Source organism: Arthrobacter ipis (assembly GCF_014694315.1).
Taxonomy (GTDB): Bacteria; Actinomycetota; Actinomycetes; order Actinomycetales; family Micrococcaceae; genus Arthrobacter; species Arthrobacter ipis.
In genome coordinates this window covers 163,507-181,004 of the sequence record NZ_JAAOXD010000001.1, presented here as the reverse complement: position 1 = coordinate 181,004, position 17,498 = coordinate 163,507, and the positions used below count along the sequence as shown (strand labels likewise).

The 17,498-nt window shown below is 66.9% G+C and carries 14 protein-coding genes and 1 tRNA gene; 5 read left to right on the top strand and 10 right to left on the bottom strand.

What is annotated here, in order from left to right; translation table 11 throughout:
* Window positions 1-18: 18 nt before the first annotated feature.
* The 10 genes from G9E11_RS00760 to argS all read right to left on the bottom strand — a co-directional run bounded on the left by G9E11_RS00760 (window position 19) and on the right by argS (window position 13,086).
* Window positions 19-804, bottom strand: coding sequence for a WecB/TagA/CpsF family glycosyltransferase (locus G9E11_RS00760; RefSeq protein ID WP_190602095.1), 786 nt, complete (start codon window positions 802-804; stop codon window positions 19-21).
* Entirely contained in the window at window positions 801-1,619 is an 819-nt protein-coding gene (locus G9E11_RS00755; RefSeq protein ID WP_190602094.1) for an L-threonylcarbamoyladenylate synthase, read from the bottom strand. Before G9E11_RS00755 ends, G9E11_RS00760 begins: the two co-directional genes overlap by 4 nt.
* A 15-nt stretch (window positions 1,620-1,634) precedes the next feature.
* Window positions 1,635-2,549 carry a peptide chain release factor N(5)-glutamine methyltransferase gene (gene prmC, locus G9E11_RS00750; RefSeq protein ID WP_190602093.1) on the bottom strand — a complete coding sequence of 305 codons (915 nt, stop codon included), beginning with the start codon at window positions 2,547-2,549 and terminating at the stop codon, window positions 1,635-1,637.
* Between the two features lie 15 nt (window positions 2,550-2,564).
* Window positions 2,565-3,638, bottom strand: a complete 1,074-nt coding sequence (gene prfA / locus G9E11_RS00745; protein WP_190602092.1) for a peptide chain release factor 1 — start codon at window positions 3,636-3,638, stop codon at window positions 2,565-2,567.
* 263 nt (window positions 3,639-3,901) lie between these two features.
* Window positions 3,902-6,067 (bottom strand): transcription termination factor Rho, encoded by a 2,166-nt coding sequence (gene rho / locus G9E11_RS00740; protein WP_190602091.1) that lies wholly within the window; start codon window positions 6,065-6,067, stop codon window positions 3,902-3,904.
* Window positions 6,068-6,515: 448 nt separating this feature from the next.
* Window positions 6,516-7,481, bottom strand: a complete 966-nt coding sequence (gene thrB, locus G9E11_RS00735; protein WP_190602089.1) for a homoserine kinase — start codon at window positions 7,479-7,481, stop codon at window positions 6,516-6,518.
* Window positions 7,482-7,492: 11 nt separating this feature from the next.
* Window positions 7,493-8,599 (bottom strand): threonine synthase, encoded by a 1,107-nt coding sequence (thrC, locus tag G9E11_RS00730; RefSeq protein ID WP_190602087.1) that lies wholly within the window; start codon window positions 8,597-8,599, stop codon window positions 7,493-7,495.
* Window positions 8,600-9,916 carry a homoserine dehydrogenase gene (locus tag G9E11_RS00725; RefSeq protein WP_190602085.1) on the bottom strand — a complete coding sequence of 439 codons (1,317 nt, stop codon included), beginning with the start codon at window positions 9,914-9,916 and terminating at the stop codon, window positions 8,600-8,602. It abuts the gene before it with no gap.
* Complete coding sequence (lysA, locus tag G9E11_RS00720) at window positions 9,917-11,431, bottom strand: diaminopimelate decarboxylase (RefSeq protein WP_190602083.1); 1,515 nt, start codon at window positions 11,429-11,431, stop codon at window positions 9,917-9,919.
* Between the two features lie 5 nt (window positions 11,432-11,436).
* Complete coding sequence (gene argS, locus G9E11_RS00715) at window positions 11,437-13,086, bottom strand: arginine--tRNA ligase (RefSeq protein ID WP_190602081.1); 1,650 nt, start codon at window positions 13,084-13,086, stop codon at window positions 11,437-11,439.
* 193 nt (window positions 13,087-13,279) lie between these two features.
* Here argS and G9E11_RS00710 point away from each other — a divergent pair, with 193 nt between their 5' ends.
* From G9E11_RS00710 to G9E11_RS00690, 5 genes are all read left to right on the top strand, one after another.
* On the top strand, window positions 13,280-13,756 hold the full coding sequence (locus G9E11_RS00710; RefSeq protein ID WP_190602079.1) for an FMN-binding protein: 477 nt from the start codon (window positions 13,280-13,282) through the stop codon (window positions 13,754-13,756).
* A 9-nt stretch (window positions 13,757-13,765) separates the two neighbouring features.
* The gene (locus G9E11_RS00705; RefSeq protein WP_190602077.1) at window positions 13,766-14,638 is read left to right on the top strand and encodes an FAD:protein FMN transferase; all 873 of its coding nucleotides are present in this window, start codon (window positions 13,766-13,768) and stop codon (window positions 14,636-14,638) included.
* Window positions 14,635-16,191 carry a ferredoxin--NADP reductase gene (locus G9E11_RS00700; RefSeq protein WP_190602076.1) on the top strand — a complete coding sequence of 519 codons (1,557 nt, stop codon included), beginning with the start codon at window positions 14,635-14,637 and terminating at the stop codon, window positions 16,189-16,191. Before G9E11_RS00705 ends, G9E11_RS00700 begins: the two co-directional genes overlap by 4 nt.
* Window positions 16,192-16,284: 93 nt before the next feature.
* Window positions 16,285-16,357, top strand: a tRNA-Arg gene (locus G9E11_RS00695).
* 100 nt (window positions 16,358-16,457) lie between these two features.
* The gene (locus G9E11_RS00690; protein ID WP_190602075.1) at window positions 16,458-17,498 is read left to right on the top strand and encodes a M4 family metallopeptidase; all 1,041 of its coding nucleotides are present in this window, start codon (window positions 16,458-16,460) and stop codon (window positions 17,496-17,498) included.

Below are 17,498 nucleotides of genomic sequence, written 5' to 3'. Positions count from 1 at the left end.
CGCAGGCGGGCGGGGCTGTCAGCCCTGCCCGCGCAGCCGGCGCCGCAGCAGGAGTGCCAGCAGGACCCACGGCTCGCCAAACACCCTATACGCCACGCGGCGCGGATGCAGCAGCAGCCGCCACGCCCATTCCAGCCCGAGCCGGCCGAGCCAGCGGGGCGCCAGCTTCTGGATGCCGGCGATCTGCTCGATGGCTCCGCCGACGGCGCAGTAGACCGCGGGCGGCAACGACGGCAGGCGGCGCCACAGCACCTCTTCCTGAAGCGGCATGCCAAGGCCGATCAGCACCAGCTGCGGCTGGAATTCCGCCAGCCACGCGGCAGCTTTCTCTTCCAGTTCCGAGTCCCAGTCCTCCCCCGGCATGCCGGCGACAGTGGCGCCCGGCACCATGCCCTGCAGTTTCGCCACGGCCTTGGCGTTGGCGGTCGCCCCGGCTCCAAGGACAGCGATGCGGTAGAGGCCGTCCAGCCGGCCCAGCGCGGGAATCCAGTCTGTTGAACCAAGCCGGTAGTCCATGACGGGCCGCGTGTCGGCGTCAGACTTTTTCCGGCCGGCCTTTTGCCTGCTCCTCCCCCACAGCCAGAGGACGGGCGCGCCGTCGAGAAGGACAACGTCGCTGTTCTCGTAGAACTTCCTGAACTCCGGTTCGGTGTGGAAAAGCGTCACGCTGTGGAGATTGTGTCCGACGACCGTCCTAGTGGTGCCGTCAGCCACGAATTCGTTGAGGACGGCGGTGAGCCCGTCGACGTCCAAGGGCGTGGCGTCCACTCCAAGAACGGGAATAGATTGCCTCTGCAGCGTCATTCGGCGCTTGCGGGCTTTTCGCCGGCGTCGGACTGCAGAGGAGCGTCAGCACCGCTGGCGGGCGCGGCATCCTCGGAGGCAGCGTCCTGCGGGGCAACATCCTGCGGGGCAACATCCTCCGGGGCACCGGTGAGCTCAGCTTCGTCCGCGGCATTGCCGTTGATGTCGAGAACTCCGGGAACCACCTCGCGCAGCCGCTCCAGGCTGATGGCCCCTTCGCGGACGACGCGCAGCGGCAATGAGGTGGCATCCACAATGGTGGACGGCCGGGCGTCGGTCCCCTCGACCGGCCGGAAACCGCCTTCAAGGTAGACCTCAACGGACTCCGCGAGCTGGGAACGGGCTTCAAAGGCTGTCTGCGCCGGAGCCTGGCCGGTCCGGTTTGCCGAGGACACGGCGAGGGGTCCGGTAACGGTCAGCAGGTCAATCGCGACCTCGTCGTCCGGAATGCGAAGGGCAACGGTGCCCTTGGTCTCGCCCAAATCCCAGTCGAGGGACGGCTGCGCGTGGAAGATCAGGGTCAGTCCGCCGGGCCAGAAGGCCTCGGCCAGGTCGCGGGCATCCGGGTACACATCGGTGGCCAGCCCGTCGAGCGCGTTCAGGCGCGGAATCAGGACGGGCGGCGGCATGTTCCGGCCGCGGCCCTTGGACACCAGCAGCATGGTGACGGCCTGCGGGGAAAAGGCATCGGCCGCGATTCCGTAAACGGTGTCCGTGGGAAGGACGACGCACTTTTTCTCCAGGATCGCCCGCCGTGCGTGGGCGATCCCTTCGGTCCGCTCGTCGTCGGCCGTGCAGTTGTACGTAGTGGTCACTGCCTCATTCTTTCATTACTCCGCGGGCGGCGCGGCAAGGACGGCGCTGGTGGCGCGTTCCTTGCCGTTAAGGTCAAAATGCGTTGTGACGTCGGTCCAGTTTCCGGTCCGGTTCAGCATCGTCGATATCCAGCCGGCCTGGACTTCGGCGTGTTCCATCACGAAGTAGCCGCCTGGAACCAGGAGCCGCGCCGCAGAGGCGGCGGCCGCCGTCGGCAGTTCCATGCCGTCCGCTCCCCCGCCGTAGAGTGCTTCCGGCGGATCGTGCAGCGCCACTTCCGGTTCGTTGGGGATGGCTTCAGCCGGGATGTACGGCGGGTTGGAAACCACGACGTCGAACGTTCCGTTGAGTTCCGGCAGAGCGTTCCGCAGGTCCCCCAGCAGCAGGGTGACCCCCAGCGGCTGGAGATTCTTCGCCGCCCAGGCATGCGCGAACTCGCTGAACTCCACCGCGAAGACTTCGGCCTCTGGCACCTCGTGCGCGATTGATCCGGCGATGGCCCCCGAGCCGGTGCCCAGGTCCACCACCTTGGGGCGGACCACGCCGGCACGTTCCAGTACGCGCAGCCGGTCGATGACCAGCTGCACCACGGACTCGGTCTCCGGGCGCGGAATGAACACGCCGGGTCCCACTGCGAGCTGGAGGTAGCGGAAGTGCGCCACGCCGGTGATGTGCTGGAGCGGAATCCTGGTGGCGCGCTCGGCAACGAGCTCGGTGTAGCCGGCCGGGGCCGGGGCATCGCCGAGTATCATGGCGCGCAGCCGCCCCAGGCCCACGCCCAGCAGATGGTCGGCCAGGAGTTCTGCGTCCACCCGGGGGCTGGGCACGCCGGCCTCGGTGAGGAGCTCCGTCGCCTCCCGGACGGCCTCAGCCAGGGACTGGGCGGACACGGAGTGGGCAGGCGGCTCCGGAATGTGCTCGGACGTCATGGAATCCCGCGGCTCCTAGTCGCCGATGGCGTCCAGCCGCGCCTGCTCGTCCATCTCGATTGCGGACTGGATGACCGGCTCGAGGTCACCGTTCATGACCTGGTCAAGGTTGTAGGCCTTGTAACCTGTGCGGTGGTCGGCGATCCGGTTTTCCGGGTAGTTGTACGTGCGGATCCGCTCAGACCGGTCCATGGTGCGGATCTGGGATTTCCGCTGCGCGGAGTTCTCGGCGTCGATCTGCTCCTGCTGGTGCGCCAGGATACGGGCACGCAAAACGCGCATGCCGGCTTCACGGTTCTGCAGCTGGGACTTCTCGTTCTGCATGGCCACCACGATGCCCGTGGGAAGGTGCGTGATGCGGACGGCGGAGTCCGTGGTGTTGACGGACTGGCCGCCGGGACCCGAGGAGCGGTACACGTCGATTTTGAGGTCGTTCTGGTTGATCTCGAGCTCTTCCGGCTCATCCACCTCGGGCAGGACCAGGACGCCGGCGGCCGATGTGTGGATGCGGCCCTGCGATTCGGTCACGGGCACACGCTGCACACGGTGCACGCCGCCCTCGAACTTGAGCCGCGCGTAGACACCTTCGGCGGGATCGTTGGAGCTGCCCTTGACGGCAACCTGGACATCCTTGTAGCCGCCGAGGTCCGACTCGGTGGAGGAGATGATCTCGGTTTTCCAGCCGCGGGACTCCGCGTAGCGGGTGTACATGCGCAGCAGGTCGCCGGCGAACAGGGCAGCCTCGTCGCCGCCTTCGCCGCCCTTGACCTCAAGGATCACGTTGCGGGCATCGTCCGGGTCCCGGGGAATCAGCAGCCGCGTCAGCCGCGCCGCGGCAACCTCGACAGCTTCCTCCAGCTCCGGCACCTCGGCAGCAAAATCAGGGTCCTCGGCTGCCATCTCCTTGGCAGCGGCGAGGTCATCGTTCAGCGCATGCCACTTGTGGTAGGCCTCCACAATGCCGTTCAGCTGAGCAGACCGCCGCCCGAGCTTCCGCGCCAGTTTCTGGTCAGCATAAACAGCCGGATCCCCCAACTGCGCCTGAATGGAATCATGCTCATCCAACAGACCCTGTACGGACTCAAACATTTCTCAAACCTCTTTCGACTTGTAACCAAGTCTAGTTACTGCAACGCGGGGTCACTTACCGCCCAATGCGGTGACCCGATCGGGCTGTATCTGACCTCGCGTTGCTGTCGGGCCAGGAAGCGGTGAGTTAACGACGAAGCCGCTCAAAATATGCCGGCCGGGGAGTGGCTTCGGGCCTGCCGGAGCCGGGTGGCTAACGATCGAAGATCGTCAGCCACCCGGCGTAGGGGCGGGGCCGGCATGTTTTGAGCGGCGTAGGCCAGCTACTTGTCGTTATCCGACTTCGCACCAAGCGTCGTCTTCTGAACCTGCATGAGGAACTCGACGTTGCTCTGGGTTTCGCGGATCTTGTTGGTCAGGAGTTCCAGGCTCTGCTGGGTCTCAAGGCCGGAGAGGACGCGGCGCAGCTTCCACATGATCTTGACCTCTTCGGCCGAGAGCAGGTTTTCTTCGCGGCGCGTGCCGGAGGCGTTGACGTCCACGGCGGGGAAGATACGCTTGTCCGCCAGTTGGCGGGACAGGCGGAGCTCCATGTTGCCGGTGCCCTTGAACTCTTCGAAGATGACCTCGTCCATCTTGGATCCGGTCTCCACGAGTGCCGTCGCCAGGATGGTCAGCGAGCCGCCGTTTTCGATGTTGCGGGCAGCACCGAAGAACCGCTTCGGCGGGTACAGCGCAGCGGAGTCCACACCACCGGACAGGATGCGGCCGGAGGCCGGCGCTGCCAGGTTGTAGGCACGGCCCAGACGGGTCATGGAGTCGAGGAGCACCACGACGTCCATGCCCATTTCCACGAGGCGCTTGGCGCGCTCGATGGAGAGTTCGGCCACGGTGGTGTGGTCGTCGGCGGGACGGTCGAAGGTGGAGGCAATGACCTCACCCTTGACGGTGCGCTGCATGTCCGTGACTTCTTCGGGACGCTCGTCAACCAGCACCATCATGAGGTGGACCTCAGGGTTGTTGGTGGTGATCGCGTTGGCGATGGACTGCAGGATGAGCGTCTTGCCGGCCTTGGGCGGGGAGACGATCAGGCCACGCTGGCCCTTGCCGATCGGGGCGACCAGGTCGATGACGCGGGGGCCGATCTTCTTGGGGTCGGTCTCGAGGCGCAGGCGCTCGGACGGGTACAGCGGGACGAGCTTGGCGAACTCCACGCGGTCCTTGAGGTCCTCGGCCGTCTTGCCGTTCACCGAGGTGACGCGGACCAGTGCGTTGAACTTCTGGCGGGCGGACTGCTGGCCGCGGTCCTCGCCGTCGCGCGGCGCGCGGATGGCGCCAACAACGGCGTCGCCCTTGCGCAGGTTGTACTTCTTGACCTGGGCCAGGGAGACATACACGTCGTTCGGGCCCGGCAGGTAACCGGACGTACGGATGAACGCGTAGTTTTCGAGGACATCCAGGATGCCGGCCACCGGCAGCAGCACGTCGTCATCGGTGACCTCGACGTCGTCGACGTCGGGCCCCTGGCTGCGTCCCCGGCGGCGGTCGTTGCGGTCGCGGAACCGTTCGTTGCGGCTGCCGTCGCGGCTGTCCGAACGCTCATTGCGGTCGTTCCGGTCGCGGCGGTTCCGACGGTTGCGGCGGCTGCCGCCGTCGTCATCGGCGTCGCGGTTGTCGTCACGGCGGTTATCGTCACGCCGGCTGTCATCACGGCGGGTGTCGCGTCCGCCAGCTTCGCCGGCGTCACGGCCACCGCGGCCCCGGGCATCCCGGCGTTCGCGCTGTCCGGCTTCGCCCTCCGGCGCCTGCTCGCGCGCCTCAGCACCGCGTGCTTCAGCACCACGTGCGTCTGCACCCCCTGCTTCAGCGCCACGTGCCTCACCGCCGCGTGCCTCTGCGGCAGCTTCAGCGGGTGCAGCGGGTGCTTCGGCGGGAGCCGCAGCGGCTGCTTCGCCGCGGCGGCGGTTGCGGGTGCGCGGCTGGCGGCGCTCTGCGCCTTCTGCCTCAGCGGAGGCTGCCCCATGGGCCGAAGCAGCAACCGGTGCCTCGGCAGCGGCCGGTGCTTCAGCGGCGGGGGCCTCGGCTGCGGTTTCCGTCGCGGGTGCGGCAACAATTCCGTCGCTCACTGCCCGGCGGCTGCGGCCGCGGCCACGTGCACGAGTTTCCTGGGCCGGAGCCTCGGCTGCTTCCGCGGCCGGGGCTGCGGCGGTTTCGGCAGCCGGGGCTGCTGCAGCGGCCTTTGCGGCGGTCCGTGCCGGCGCCTTGGTGGCGGTGGCGGACGTGCCTGCACGGTGCGCGGAAATAGCCGCCACCAGGTCGCCCTTACGCATGCGGGATCCGCCGGAGATACCGAGCTGGCTGGCGAGGGCCTGCAGTTGGGCGAGCTTCAGGCCGGCAAGGCCGCTGCTCTTGGCGGGCGCTTCCGTCAACGATCCGGAAGCAGAAGATGATATGTCCACAGCTGGCGACAGCTCAGTGGTTTCGGTCACGAAGGATCCTTCCCCCTCGACGGCGTCCAGACTGTGAGCTGGACGCGATGATTGGATCTGGGCTGCAGTTCAGATCTGCAGCCGCGATGTTCGGCCTTGCCGGTTGGAGTTCGGCCAGCAGGGCCGGATACTGATCACCTTCAAACGCTCCACATAGCTGGCGGGGCGGCGGACTGGCGGTTCAGGGAACAGAAACACATCTGTAGGTTCCTGGCCAGGCCAAGCAGGTGGCACCGGAAAATATCGCGCAAATAAGAGATCGAAGCAGCAGCAGCAGATCGAAGCAGATTCTGACCCGATGACCGGTTAAGGCCGTTTTCGGAGTCGGTGACTGCACGGTCTCTTGGCTGCAGGGCCCTCTCGACTGCAGAGTCGCCGTCTGGCTGCATCAATGAATGCTGTGATGACTCAGTGAATGCGGTGCTGACTGCGGAGACTGCATGCGGTGTTACCGCCGGTGCACTCCCACTTTAGCACCTTCGACGTCGACCGCCAGCTTCATCACACGCCAGTTGATGTCCGGCGTGTTTGCCTCGGTAAACGAGGCAATGAATTCCAGAACGGCGGCTGCCTCCGCCTCGCCGTTGGCAAGGACCAGAACCGTGGGTCCAGCTCCGGAGACAACGGCAGCGTGGCCGGCAGCGCGCAGGGCCCGGATAAGGGCCGCACTGGGCCGCATGGCCTCCGCGCGGTAGCTCTGGTGCAGGAAGTCCTCGGTGCCGGCGAGCAGGAATTCAGGCTTCTGCGTCAGGGCATGGATCAGAAGTGCTGCACGGCCGGAGTTCATCGCGGCCGCATGATGGCCGATGGATGCAGGGAGCAAAGCGCGCGCGGCCTCGGTGGACAGCTCGAAGTCCGGCACTGCCACGATAGGGACGACGGCAGCGTCTACGGTGGCGCACGTGCTGCTGTACTGGTCACTGTCCTGCCACGACAGCGCCAGTCCGCCGTAGATCGCCGGAGCGACGTTGTCCGGGTGGCCCTCCAGCTCGCTGGTCAGCTGCAGGATCCAGTTCCGGTCCTGCTGCTCCCCCGCGGGCAGCAGCGCGTTGGCCGCGGTCACGGCTGCCACGACTGCGGACGCCGACGAGCCCAGGCCACGGCCGTGCGGAGCGACGTTTTCCGCCGTGATCTTCAGGCCCGTGTGGCGGTAACCCAGTCGCCCGAAGGCGGCATTCATCGCCCTGACCACCAGGTGGCTGGCGTCCCGCGGAAGGGAATCCGCACCCTCACCGCTGAGCTCGAAGACCAGCTCGTCGCTGTCCAGGCTCTCCACGGTGAGGGTGTCGTGCAGGGTCAGTGCCAGCCCGAGGCTGTCATAGCCGGGACCGAGGTTGGCGCTGGTGGCCGGTACCCGGACCGTCACCTGCTGCCCGGCCTGGATGGCGGGCAGCTGGGCGGTCTGCGGCAGCATGGTTTCCACTGTTATTTGTCTTCCAGTCCCAGTTCTGCGGCGACGGTCACGACGTCGTTGGACACCTTGACAGGCTGGACATCACTGCCGTCTTCGGTCCTGAGAGCCCACTGCGGGTCCTTGAGGCCGTGTCCGGTGACAGTGATGGCGATGGTCTTGCCCGCGGGCACCTCACCCGCGGCGTGCTTCTTGAGCAGGCCTGCGACGCCGGCAGCCGAGCCGGGCTCCACGAAGACGCCCTCGCGGGAGGACAGCCAGCGGTGGGCGGCGAGGATTTCCTCGTCAGTGACGGAATCGATGAATCCGCCGGACTCGTCACGGGCCGCGATGGCGCCGTCCCAGGAGGCGGGGTTGCCGATCCGGATGGCGGTGGCGATGGTGTCCGGTTCGGTGATGGGGTGGCCGGCCACAAACGGAGCGGCGCCCGCGGCCTGGAAGCCCCACATGGCCGGCGTCTTGGTGGCGACGGCAGCAAGCGTGCCGGCCGTTTCGGACTCAAACGGGGCAGCGTACTCCTTGTAGCCCTTCCAGTAGGCCGTGATGTTTCCTGCGTTGCCCACCGGGAGCACGTGGATGTCCGGGGCGTCGCCCAGGGCGTCGACGATCTCGAAGGCGCCGGTCTTCTGGCCCTGGATGCGGGCCGGGTTCACGGAGTTGACCAGGAATACCGGGTAGGACTCACCCAGCTTGCGGGCGATATCGAGGCAGTTGTCGAAGTTGCCGTCCACCTGCAGGAGCGTGGCGCCGTGCGCGATGGCCTGGCTCAGCTTGCCCATGGAGATCTTGCCTTCAGGCACCAGCACGGCACACGTCAGGCCGGCGGCGGTGGCGTACGCTGCGGCGGAGGCTGACGTGTTTCCCGTGGAGGCGCACACCACGGCCTTGGCGCCGGCCTCCACGGCCGCAGTCATGGCCATGGTCATGCCGCGGTCCTTGAAGGAACCGGTGGGGTTCATGCCCTCGACCTTGAGGTAGACGTCCGAGCCCGTCAGCTCGGAGAGCTTCTGGGCGTGAACCAGGGGCGTGCCGCCCTCGCCGAGAGTGATGACCCTGGTGGCCGCCGTTACGGGCAGACGGTCAGCGTATTCGCGGATGACACCGCGCCATTGGTGAGCCACTTAAGCTCCTTCTACCCGCAGTACGGATGTAACGGAATTGATCACGTCAAGGCCCTTCACGGCCTCGACGGTTGCTGCCAGTGCAGCTTCGCTTGCGCGGTGGGTGACGATCCGCAGCTCGGCCGATTCCACGTTGGAGTCGGCATCGCGGTGGATGGTCTGGCGCATGATTTCGATGGAGACGCCGTGCTCGGCGAACAGCTGGGCGATCTTTGCCAGCACGCCGGGCTGGTCCGCAACGTCCAGGCCGATGTAGTAGCTGGTGGTCGCGGCATCGATCGGCAGCGCCGGGACGTGGCCGGTGGTGGACTCGATGCGTCCGGGGCCGCCCAGGACGATCCGGCGTGCCGCCGAGACGAGGTCGCCCAGTACGGCAGACGCCGTCGGGGTTCCGCCGGCACCCTGACCGTAGAACATCAGCTCGCCGGCGTTCTCCGCCTCGACAAAAACAGCATTGAACGCACCGCGGACGGCTGCCAGCGGGTGTTCGCGCGGCAGGAGGGTCGGGTGGACGCGCACGGAAACGCCCTCGCTGCCGTCGCCGTTACCGATCTTCTCGGCGATGGCCAGCAGCTTGATGACAAAGCCCGCTTCCTTGGCGGCGGCGATGTCGGCGGCGCTGACGCCGGTGATGCCCTCGCAGTAGACGTTCTCCAGGTCGAAGCGGGTGTGGAAGGACAAGGATGCCAGGATGGCGGCCTTGGCGGCGGCGTCGTGGCCCTCGACGTCGGCCGTCGGGTCAGCCTCGGCGTAGCCGAGGCGCTGGGCCTCGGCGAGTGCGTCGGCGAACTGCGCGCCGGTGGAGTCCATCTGGTCAAGGATGAAGTTGGTGGTGCCGTTGACGATGCCCAGCACACGGGTGATGCGGTCACCTGAGAGGCTGTCGCGGATGGGGCGCAGGATGGGGATGGCGCCTGCGACGGCTGCTTCGTAGGACAGCTCGACGCCCGCCTTGTCCGCCTCTTCGTAGAGTGCGGGACCGTCGGCGGCAAGCAGGGCCTTGTTGCCCGTGACCACGCTGGCGCCGTTCTGGATGGCGGAGAGGATCAGCGAGCGGGCGGGCTCGATGCCGCCCATCAGCTCGATGACGAGGTCGGCCTCCTTGACCAGCGTTTCACCGTCTGTGGTGAAGAGGTCACGCGGGAGGTCCACCTCGCGCTCGGCGTCGAGGTTCCGCACCGCGATGCCGGCCAGTTCCAGGCGGGCGCCGGTGCGCGGCGCCAGGGTGCCGGCGTCGTCAATCAGAATCCGCGCCACCTGAGCCCCGACGTTGCCACAGCCCAGCAGGGCCACTTTCAGGGTTCGCAATTCGGTCATTCAGGCTCCCATGTCGCGGTTCAGCAAATCTTCTTCGGTTTCCCCGCGGACAATCAGCCGGGGAGCTCCGTTGCGCACAGCGACAACGCCCGGCCGGGCCAGATAGTTGTAGTTGCTTGACAGGGCCCAGCAGTAGGCGCCGGTCCCCGGTACAGCGAGCAGATCACCGGCTGCCACGTCCTCGGGCAGATATACATCTCTAACAACTATGTCGCCGCTCTCGCAATGTTTGCCCACTACGCGGGACAGCTGCGGGGCCGCAGCGGAGGTCCGCGACGCGAGAATGGCCGAATAATCCGCGTCGTACAGCACCGGACGGGCGTTGTCGCTCATACCGCCGTCCACTGACACATAGCGGCGCGGGTGCGTAACGTTTTTAGCAGTATTTTCACCGGCTGCGCCGTCGCCATCGGCCGGAGCGTCCACGCGGACGGTTTTCAGCGTGCCTACCTCGTACAGCGTGAAGGTGCTGCTGCCCACGATGGCACGGCCGGGCTCGATGGAAATCCGGGGTGCGGTGATGCCCAGTTCGGAGCACTTGGAACGTACGACGGCGGCCATCGCCTGCGCGATGTCGGCTGCCGGGCGGGGCGTGTCCACCGGCGTGTAGGCGATGCCGTAGCCGCCGCCGAGGTCAAGCTCGGGAAGGGTGATGGAGTACTTGGCCTGCACCGCGGCCAGGAAGGTCAGGAGCTTCTGCGCGGCCAGCGCAAAGCCGTCCGGCTCGAAGATCTGCGAACCGATGTGGCAGTGCAGGCCCAGCAGCTCCACGCTGTCGTACGACGTTGCCGCGGCGACGGCTTCCTCAGCGGCGGACAGGCCTGCTTCGTCGGTCGTATCCCCGGCCATGGAGAGGCCGAATTTCTGGTCCTCGTGGGCGGTGGCGATGAACTCGTGGGTGTGGGCGTGCACGCCGGGCGTCAGCCGCAGCATGACCTTGGCGGTCTCCCCGCGGCCGGAGGCGATCTTGGCCACGCGCTCCAACTCGTCCAGGCTGTCCACTACGATGCGGCCGAGGTTCATGTCCAGCGCCCGGTTGATCTCGGCGTCGGACTTGTTGTTGCCATGCAGGGACAGGTTGGCGCCGTCGATGCCGGCACGGGCGGCGACGGCAAGTTCACCGCCGGAACACGTGTCCAGCCGCAGCCCTTCTTCGGCTACCCAGGTCGCTACGGCGGTGCAGAGGAATGACTTGCCGGCGTAGTAGACATCCACTCCCCCGCAGATGTCGGCAAAAGCTTCGTCGAACGCATCTTTAAAGGCGCGGGCGCGCGCTCGGAAGTCCGATTCGCTCATGACGAAAAGGGGCGTGCCGAACTGTTCCTTGAGGTTGCTGACGGGGATGCCGTCAATGGCCAGTTCGCCGCCGGCGTTCCGTTCCACGCCGCCGGCCCACACGGGCGTGTGGAGGGCGTTGAGGTCCGCGGGGACGGCCAGCCACTCCGGAGCCAGCGGCGAGGCGGTGCTGCCGGCGGCGGGGTTCTTGAAGGCAGCACTGCTGCTGGTTTCCTGCACGCCGATCACATCCGTTCCGGCGCCGAAACGCCCAGCAGTTCGAGTCCGTTGGCCAGCACCTGGCTGGTGGCGTCATTGAGCCACAGCCTGGTGCGGTTGGTGTCCGTGACGGGTTCGTCGCCCATGGGCGCCACCCGGCAGGCGTCATACCAGCGGTGGTAGGCGCCGGCGATGACCTCAAGGTGCCGGGCCACGCGGTGCGGCTCGCGCAGCTCGGCTGCCTTGGCCACGATGGAGGGGTAGCTGCCCAGGTAGGACAGCAGTTCGTTCTCCGTGGCGTGGTCCAGCAGAGAGGCGTCGAAGGCGCTCCGGTCCACTCCGGCAGCCACGGCGTTGCGCGCGGTGCCGCGGGAGCGGGCATGTGCGTACTGCACGTAGAAGACGGGATTCTCGTTGGAGTGCTTCTTCAGCAGCTCGGGGTCCAGCGTGAGCGGGGAGTCGGCCGGGAAGCGTGCCAGGGAGTAGCGGACCGCGTCCGTTCCCAGCCAGGAGATCAGGTCCTTGAGCTCAATGATGTTGCCGGCGCGCTTGGAGAGCTTGGCGCCGTTGACGGAGACCAGCTGGCCGATCAGGACCTCGATGTTGACCTCGGGGTCGTCGCCGGCCGCGGCGGCGATGGCCTTGAGCCGGTTGATGTAGCCGTGGTGGTCGGCTCCCAGGAGGTAGATCTTTTCCGTGTAGCCGCGGTCCTTCTTGGACAGGTAGTACGCGGCATCGGCGGCGAAGTATGTCGGTTCGCCGTTCGCACGGATCATGACGCGGTCCTTGTCATCACCGAAGTCGGTGGTGCGCAGCCAGACGGCACCGCCGTCGTCGAACACGTGGCCCTGCTCGCGAAGGCGGGCAACGGCACTTTCGATCGCGCCGGCGTCGTGAAGTTCCTGCTCGGAGAAGAACACGTCGAAGGCGACCCCAAAGTCGGCCAGGGTGTCCTTGATGTCCTTGAGCTGCGCCTCGTAGGCCGCGGCCCGGATCACGGGCAGCGCCGCGGCATCGGTCAGTTCGCGGATGTCCGGGTGGCGGGTCAGGACATCGTGGCCCAAGTCGCGGATGTATTCGCCCGGGTAGCCGCCCTCAGGCACGTCGCGGCCATGCAGGCGCGACAGCACCGAGTTGGCGAAGACGTTCATCTGGGAGCCGGCGTCGTTGATGTAGTACTCGGCGGTGACGTCGGCACCCGAGGCGCGAAGCACCCTGGCGATCGAGTCACCCAGGGCAGCCCAGCGCGTGTGTCCGATGTGCAGCGGACCGGTGGGGTTGGCGGAGACAAACTCCATGTTGACGGTGTGGCCGGCAAGCGCGGCGTTGGTGCCGTACTCGCTGCCCGCTTCGACGATGGCTTTGGCCAGCGCTCCGGCGGCGGCCGCGTCAACCGTGATGTTAAGGAAGCCGGGACCGGCGATTTCCACGCCGTCGACGCCGTTGATGTCCTTGAGCCGCGCGCTGAGCAGCGTGGCGAATTCGCGCGGGTTGGTTCCGGCCTTCTTTGCCAGCTGCAGGGCGATGTTGGTGGCCCAGTCGCCGTGCTCCCGGTTCTTCGGACGCTCCACCAGGACGGAGTCCGGTATCGCCGCCTCGGCAAGGGCGATGTCGCCGGCGGCAACGGCGTCTTTCAGGCAGGCGGATATTGCGAGGGAGAGTTCTTCGGGAGTCACACTCCTAGACTACCGGGGAGCCCGTCGCCGCGCGGAATCCGGCAGGGGCCGGGTGGCCCCTCGGTGTCACAGCAAATGGCAGGGAAATTCACAGGAAAACCCCTTAGCCTTTACTCACCGGCGAAATTGTTGAAACATCAACACCGAACCACAACGCTGTCCCTAAAGTGCCCGCACCACGAAAAGAGACCCTGTGAAGCCTTCACTCCGCAAGACTGTTTTCGCCGGCGTGGCCGGCCTGTCCCTTGCCGGAACGGTGGCCGGCTGCGCGCCGTCGGCCCAGCAGCCCGCCGCGCAGGACACCGAGCACTCGGCGGGCGCTTCTGCGTCGGCAACCGGGTCGGCGGCAACCGGCTCCTCGGCGGGCGCCGCAGCCGGTTACAAGGACGGGACCTACAGCGCGGACGGCAACTACAAGTCCCCCAACGGCACTGAGACCGTGGGCGTTCAGCTGACGCTGGCCGGCGGCAATGTGTCCGCGGTGGAGATCACCCAGCACCCGTCCAATCCCAACACGCGGAAGTTCCAGGGCGAGTTCGCCGGCGGCATCGCTGACCAGGTGGTGGGCAAGAGCCTGGATGAGATCAACGTCTCCAAGGTGGCCGGCTCCTCCCTGACCAGCGGCGGCTTCAACCAGGCGGTCGAAGCCATCAAGGCCCAGGCCCTGTAGCCGGCTGCCATGCCGCATCCGGGCTGGCAGGGCTTCCGTTTTGACGGCATCGGCACCAGCTGGGAAATTTCCACTCCTGCCGCGTTGCCCCCGGCGCTGCGCAGCTCAGTGCTGGCCGAAGTGGAGCGCTACGACTCCACGTGGTCCAGGTTCCGGGAGGACTCCCTGGTGGCCCGGATGTCCGTGGCGCCGGGGCAGTACCAGCTGCCGCCCGAAGCCGCGGGCCTGGCGGCGCTCTACCGGCAGCTCTACACGCTCAGCGGCGGCGCCGTGACGCCCCTCATCGGTGAAAGCCTTGAGCGGCTGGGCTATGATCCGCACTATTCCCTGCAGCCCCGCGGGGAAGCTGCGGCTCCCCCCGCCTGGGACGACGTGCTGGCATGGGACGGAACGTCGCTGCGCACCACTGCCCCGGTGGTGCTGGACATCGGCGCGGCGGGCAAGGGCCAGCTCGTGGACCTTCTGGCCGAACAGCTAAGGAGCCACGGTGTTCCGGACTTCTTCATTGACGCCAGCGGGGACCTGCTGAACGGCGGACAGGAGCCGGTGCAGGTGGCGCTGGAGCATCCGTATGACGCCACTAAGGCGATAGGAACTGTGCCGCTGGGGTCTGGCGCCCTCTGCGCTTCGGCGTCGAACCGGCGGGCTTGGGGAGACGGACTCCATCATGTCCTGGACGGCACCACCGGGGCGCCGGTCAGGACGGTCGTGGCCGCGTGGGCCCAGGCGGACACAGCCATGGAGGCTGACGCCCTCGCCACCGCCCTGTTCCTGGTTCCGGCCGAGGACCTGGAACGGCATTTCCGTTTTTCCTGGCTCAAGGTATTTTCCAACGGCAGTGCGGAGTACTCCGCGGAATTCGAAGGAAGGCTGTTCACATGAGTTCAACCACCTCCCGGCAGCAGGCCTCACTCGGCACCGCGCTGGACGCGTACCTGGGCCGGTTCACGATGTACAGGCTGGTGCTGTTGGTGCTTGCCGTGCTGGCCGCCTACAGTCTCCTGCTCGACGCCCTCGGCTGGCTGACCTTCGGTATTCCGAACATGCTCGCCCACCTGGCTCTCTGCCTGGGGCTGACGTACGTTTCCAACCGCGCCCTGGCCGTGCTGTTCAAGGTACAGCCGCATTCGGAATCCTCGCTGATCACGGGACTCCTGCTTTACTTCCTGTTCTGGCCCAGTCAGCTCGGCCCGGCCTTTGCGCCGATGGACCTGGCCGGCGTGGCACTGGCCTGCGTCCTGGCGTCAGCCTCCAAGTACGCCCTCGCCTGGCGCGGCCGCCATGTATTCAACCCCGCGGCCGCCGGGGCCTTCATCACCGGGTTGACCGGGCTCAACATCGCCACGTGGTGGGCCGGCACACCTGCCATGCTCTGGCTTTTGGTCCCGGGCGTCCTGCTGGTGCTCTACCGGACCCGTAAAACGCTTATGGCCACAGTCTTTATCCTGGTGGCAACCGGCGTTGCGGCCGCGGTGCAAATGCCTTCCGGCACCGACTTCGGAAGTGCCGTGTGGCAAACCCTGGCGCAGGGCCCGGTACTGTTTTTTGCCGGATTCATGCTCACCGAACCGCTCACCCTGCCGCCCCGGCGCTGGCAGCAGCTGGCGATGGCCGCCGTCGTCGGAATCCTGCTGGCCACGCCATTCAATCCTGGCTTCCTGGCCAACTCCCCCGAGCTGGCACTGCTGGCGGGCAACCTGCTGGCGTTCCTGGCGGGCCAGCGCGGAAGCGTGCGGCTGCTGTTCAGCCACTCCCGCACGCTTACGCCGACGACGACGGAATTCGTCTTCCGTCCCCAGCGCCCGCTCCGCCATTCATCCGGCCAGTACCTCGAACTGGATCTTCCGCACCCCAAGCCGGACGGACGGGGAAGGCGCCGCGTCTTCAGCCTGACCAGCCCGCCCGACGCGAAGCATGTGAAAATCGGCGTCGGCACTGCTGACCCCGTCTCCGCTGCCAAGCGCAAGCTGCTGTCCCTCAAACCCGGCGAGGAACTCACGGCCACCACCGTGGCGGGTGACTTCATCCTGCCGAAGGGTTCGGAGCCGGTCCTGCTCATTGCCGCCGGCATCGGTATCACCCCGTATCTGGCGCACCTGTCCGGTGGGGTGGCCCGCGAGCGCGACACCGTGCTTCTGTACCTCGCCCGGAGCGCGTCGGAACTCGCCTACGCGGCCGAACTCGAGGATTCCGGCGCCCGCGTCCTTGCCCGGCTTGCCGACGGAGCGGCGCCGCCGGACTTCATCGAGGACGCGGGTGCGCTGCTTGCCCCGGGCGCCCGGCTTGACGGTCACGCACTGAAACGGCTGGTGCCGGACATCGGCCAGCGAAGGGTTCTCATCTCGGGTTCACCGGCCAGCGTCGGCTCGCTGCGGCACGCCGCGCGGCATGCCGGCGCACGCCGTATCCACGTGGACTCATTCGCGGGATACTGATGTAGGGCACGGAAACGGGTTTCGTTTTCCGTTCCGGCCCACCTTCCTGCTAAGCTCTAGGACGTCCGGCCGGGAACGGCAGGATCCCTGGATGCCCTCGTAGCTCAGGGGATAGAGCGTCTGCCTCCGGAGCAGAAGGCCGTAGGTTCGAATCCTATCGAGGGCACAGAAGAAACCCCCGCCGCTTACTGAAAGCGGACGGGGGTTTTCTGTGTCTCCAGTGCGCCTGACGCAGAATGTCAGAGGCCGTTCGTAGTGTGAGTGGCATGGTCTGTTCAATCGTTCCGCCGTACATCCTTCGCCGCCTGGCTGCCCAAAAGTCACCCAGGTTCTCGGCCGTTGCCCGCGCCGCCAAGGAAGCCCTCCTTCACGTCGGGGCTGTGCACGCGGGCCGCGCGGCGGCGCCGTCCGCCCCTGCCGGCATCAGGCAACTGGAGCCCGCCCCGGTCAACAGGTCCGTCTTTGACGCCAAGTCCGGCGAGTCGCTGCCCGGGCAGGTTGTCCGGAAAGAGGGCGACGCCGTTACGGGCGACCCCGCCGTCGACGAGGCCTACGACGGCCTGGGCCATACGCACATCCTCTACGCGGACGCCTTCGGGCGGAACTCCATCGATGGCGCGGGAATGCCGCTGAACGCTACTGTCCACTTCGGCAGAATGTACGACAACGCTTTTTGGGACGGCCAGCAGATGGTGTTCGGCGATGGCGACGGGGAGGTGTTCGAGCGGTTCACGAGGTCTCTCAGCGTGATCGGCCACGAACTGGCCCACGGCGTGACGCAGTTTTCGGCCGGGCTCGCCTACCGCAACCAGGCCGGGGCCATCAACGAGTCGGTGTCCGACGTCTTCGGCGCACTCGTGGAGCAGTATTTCCGGAAGCAGACCACAGCCGAAGCCTCCTGGCTGATCGGCGAAGGGCTGTTCACGCAGCAAGTCGAAGGGTCCGCCCTGCGCTCCATGAAGGCACCGGGAACCGCATACGACGACGACGTCCTTGGCAAGGACCCGCAACCGGACTCCATGGACTCCTATGTCCGCACCAGGGCGGACAACGGCGGGGTCCACATCAACTCCGGCATCCCGAACCGGGCGTTCTGCGTCGTCGCCCAGACCCTGGGCGGGAACGCGTGGGAAGCGCCCGGGCAGATCTGGTACGAGACCCTGACAGGCGGCTCGCTGAGCCCGACCAGCACCTTCACAGCCTTCGCCAAAGCCACCGCTGCGACGGCCAAGGAACTGTTCGGCGAGGAGTCGGCAGAGCATGACGCGGTGCGCGGGGCGTGGGAGACTGTGAAGGTAAAGCTCTAA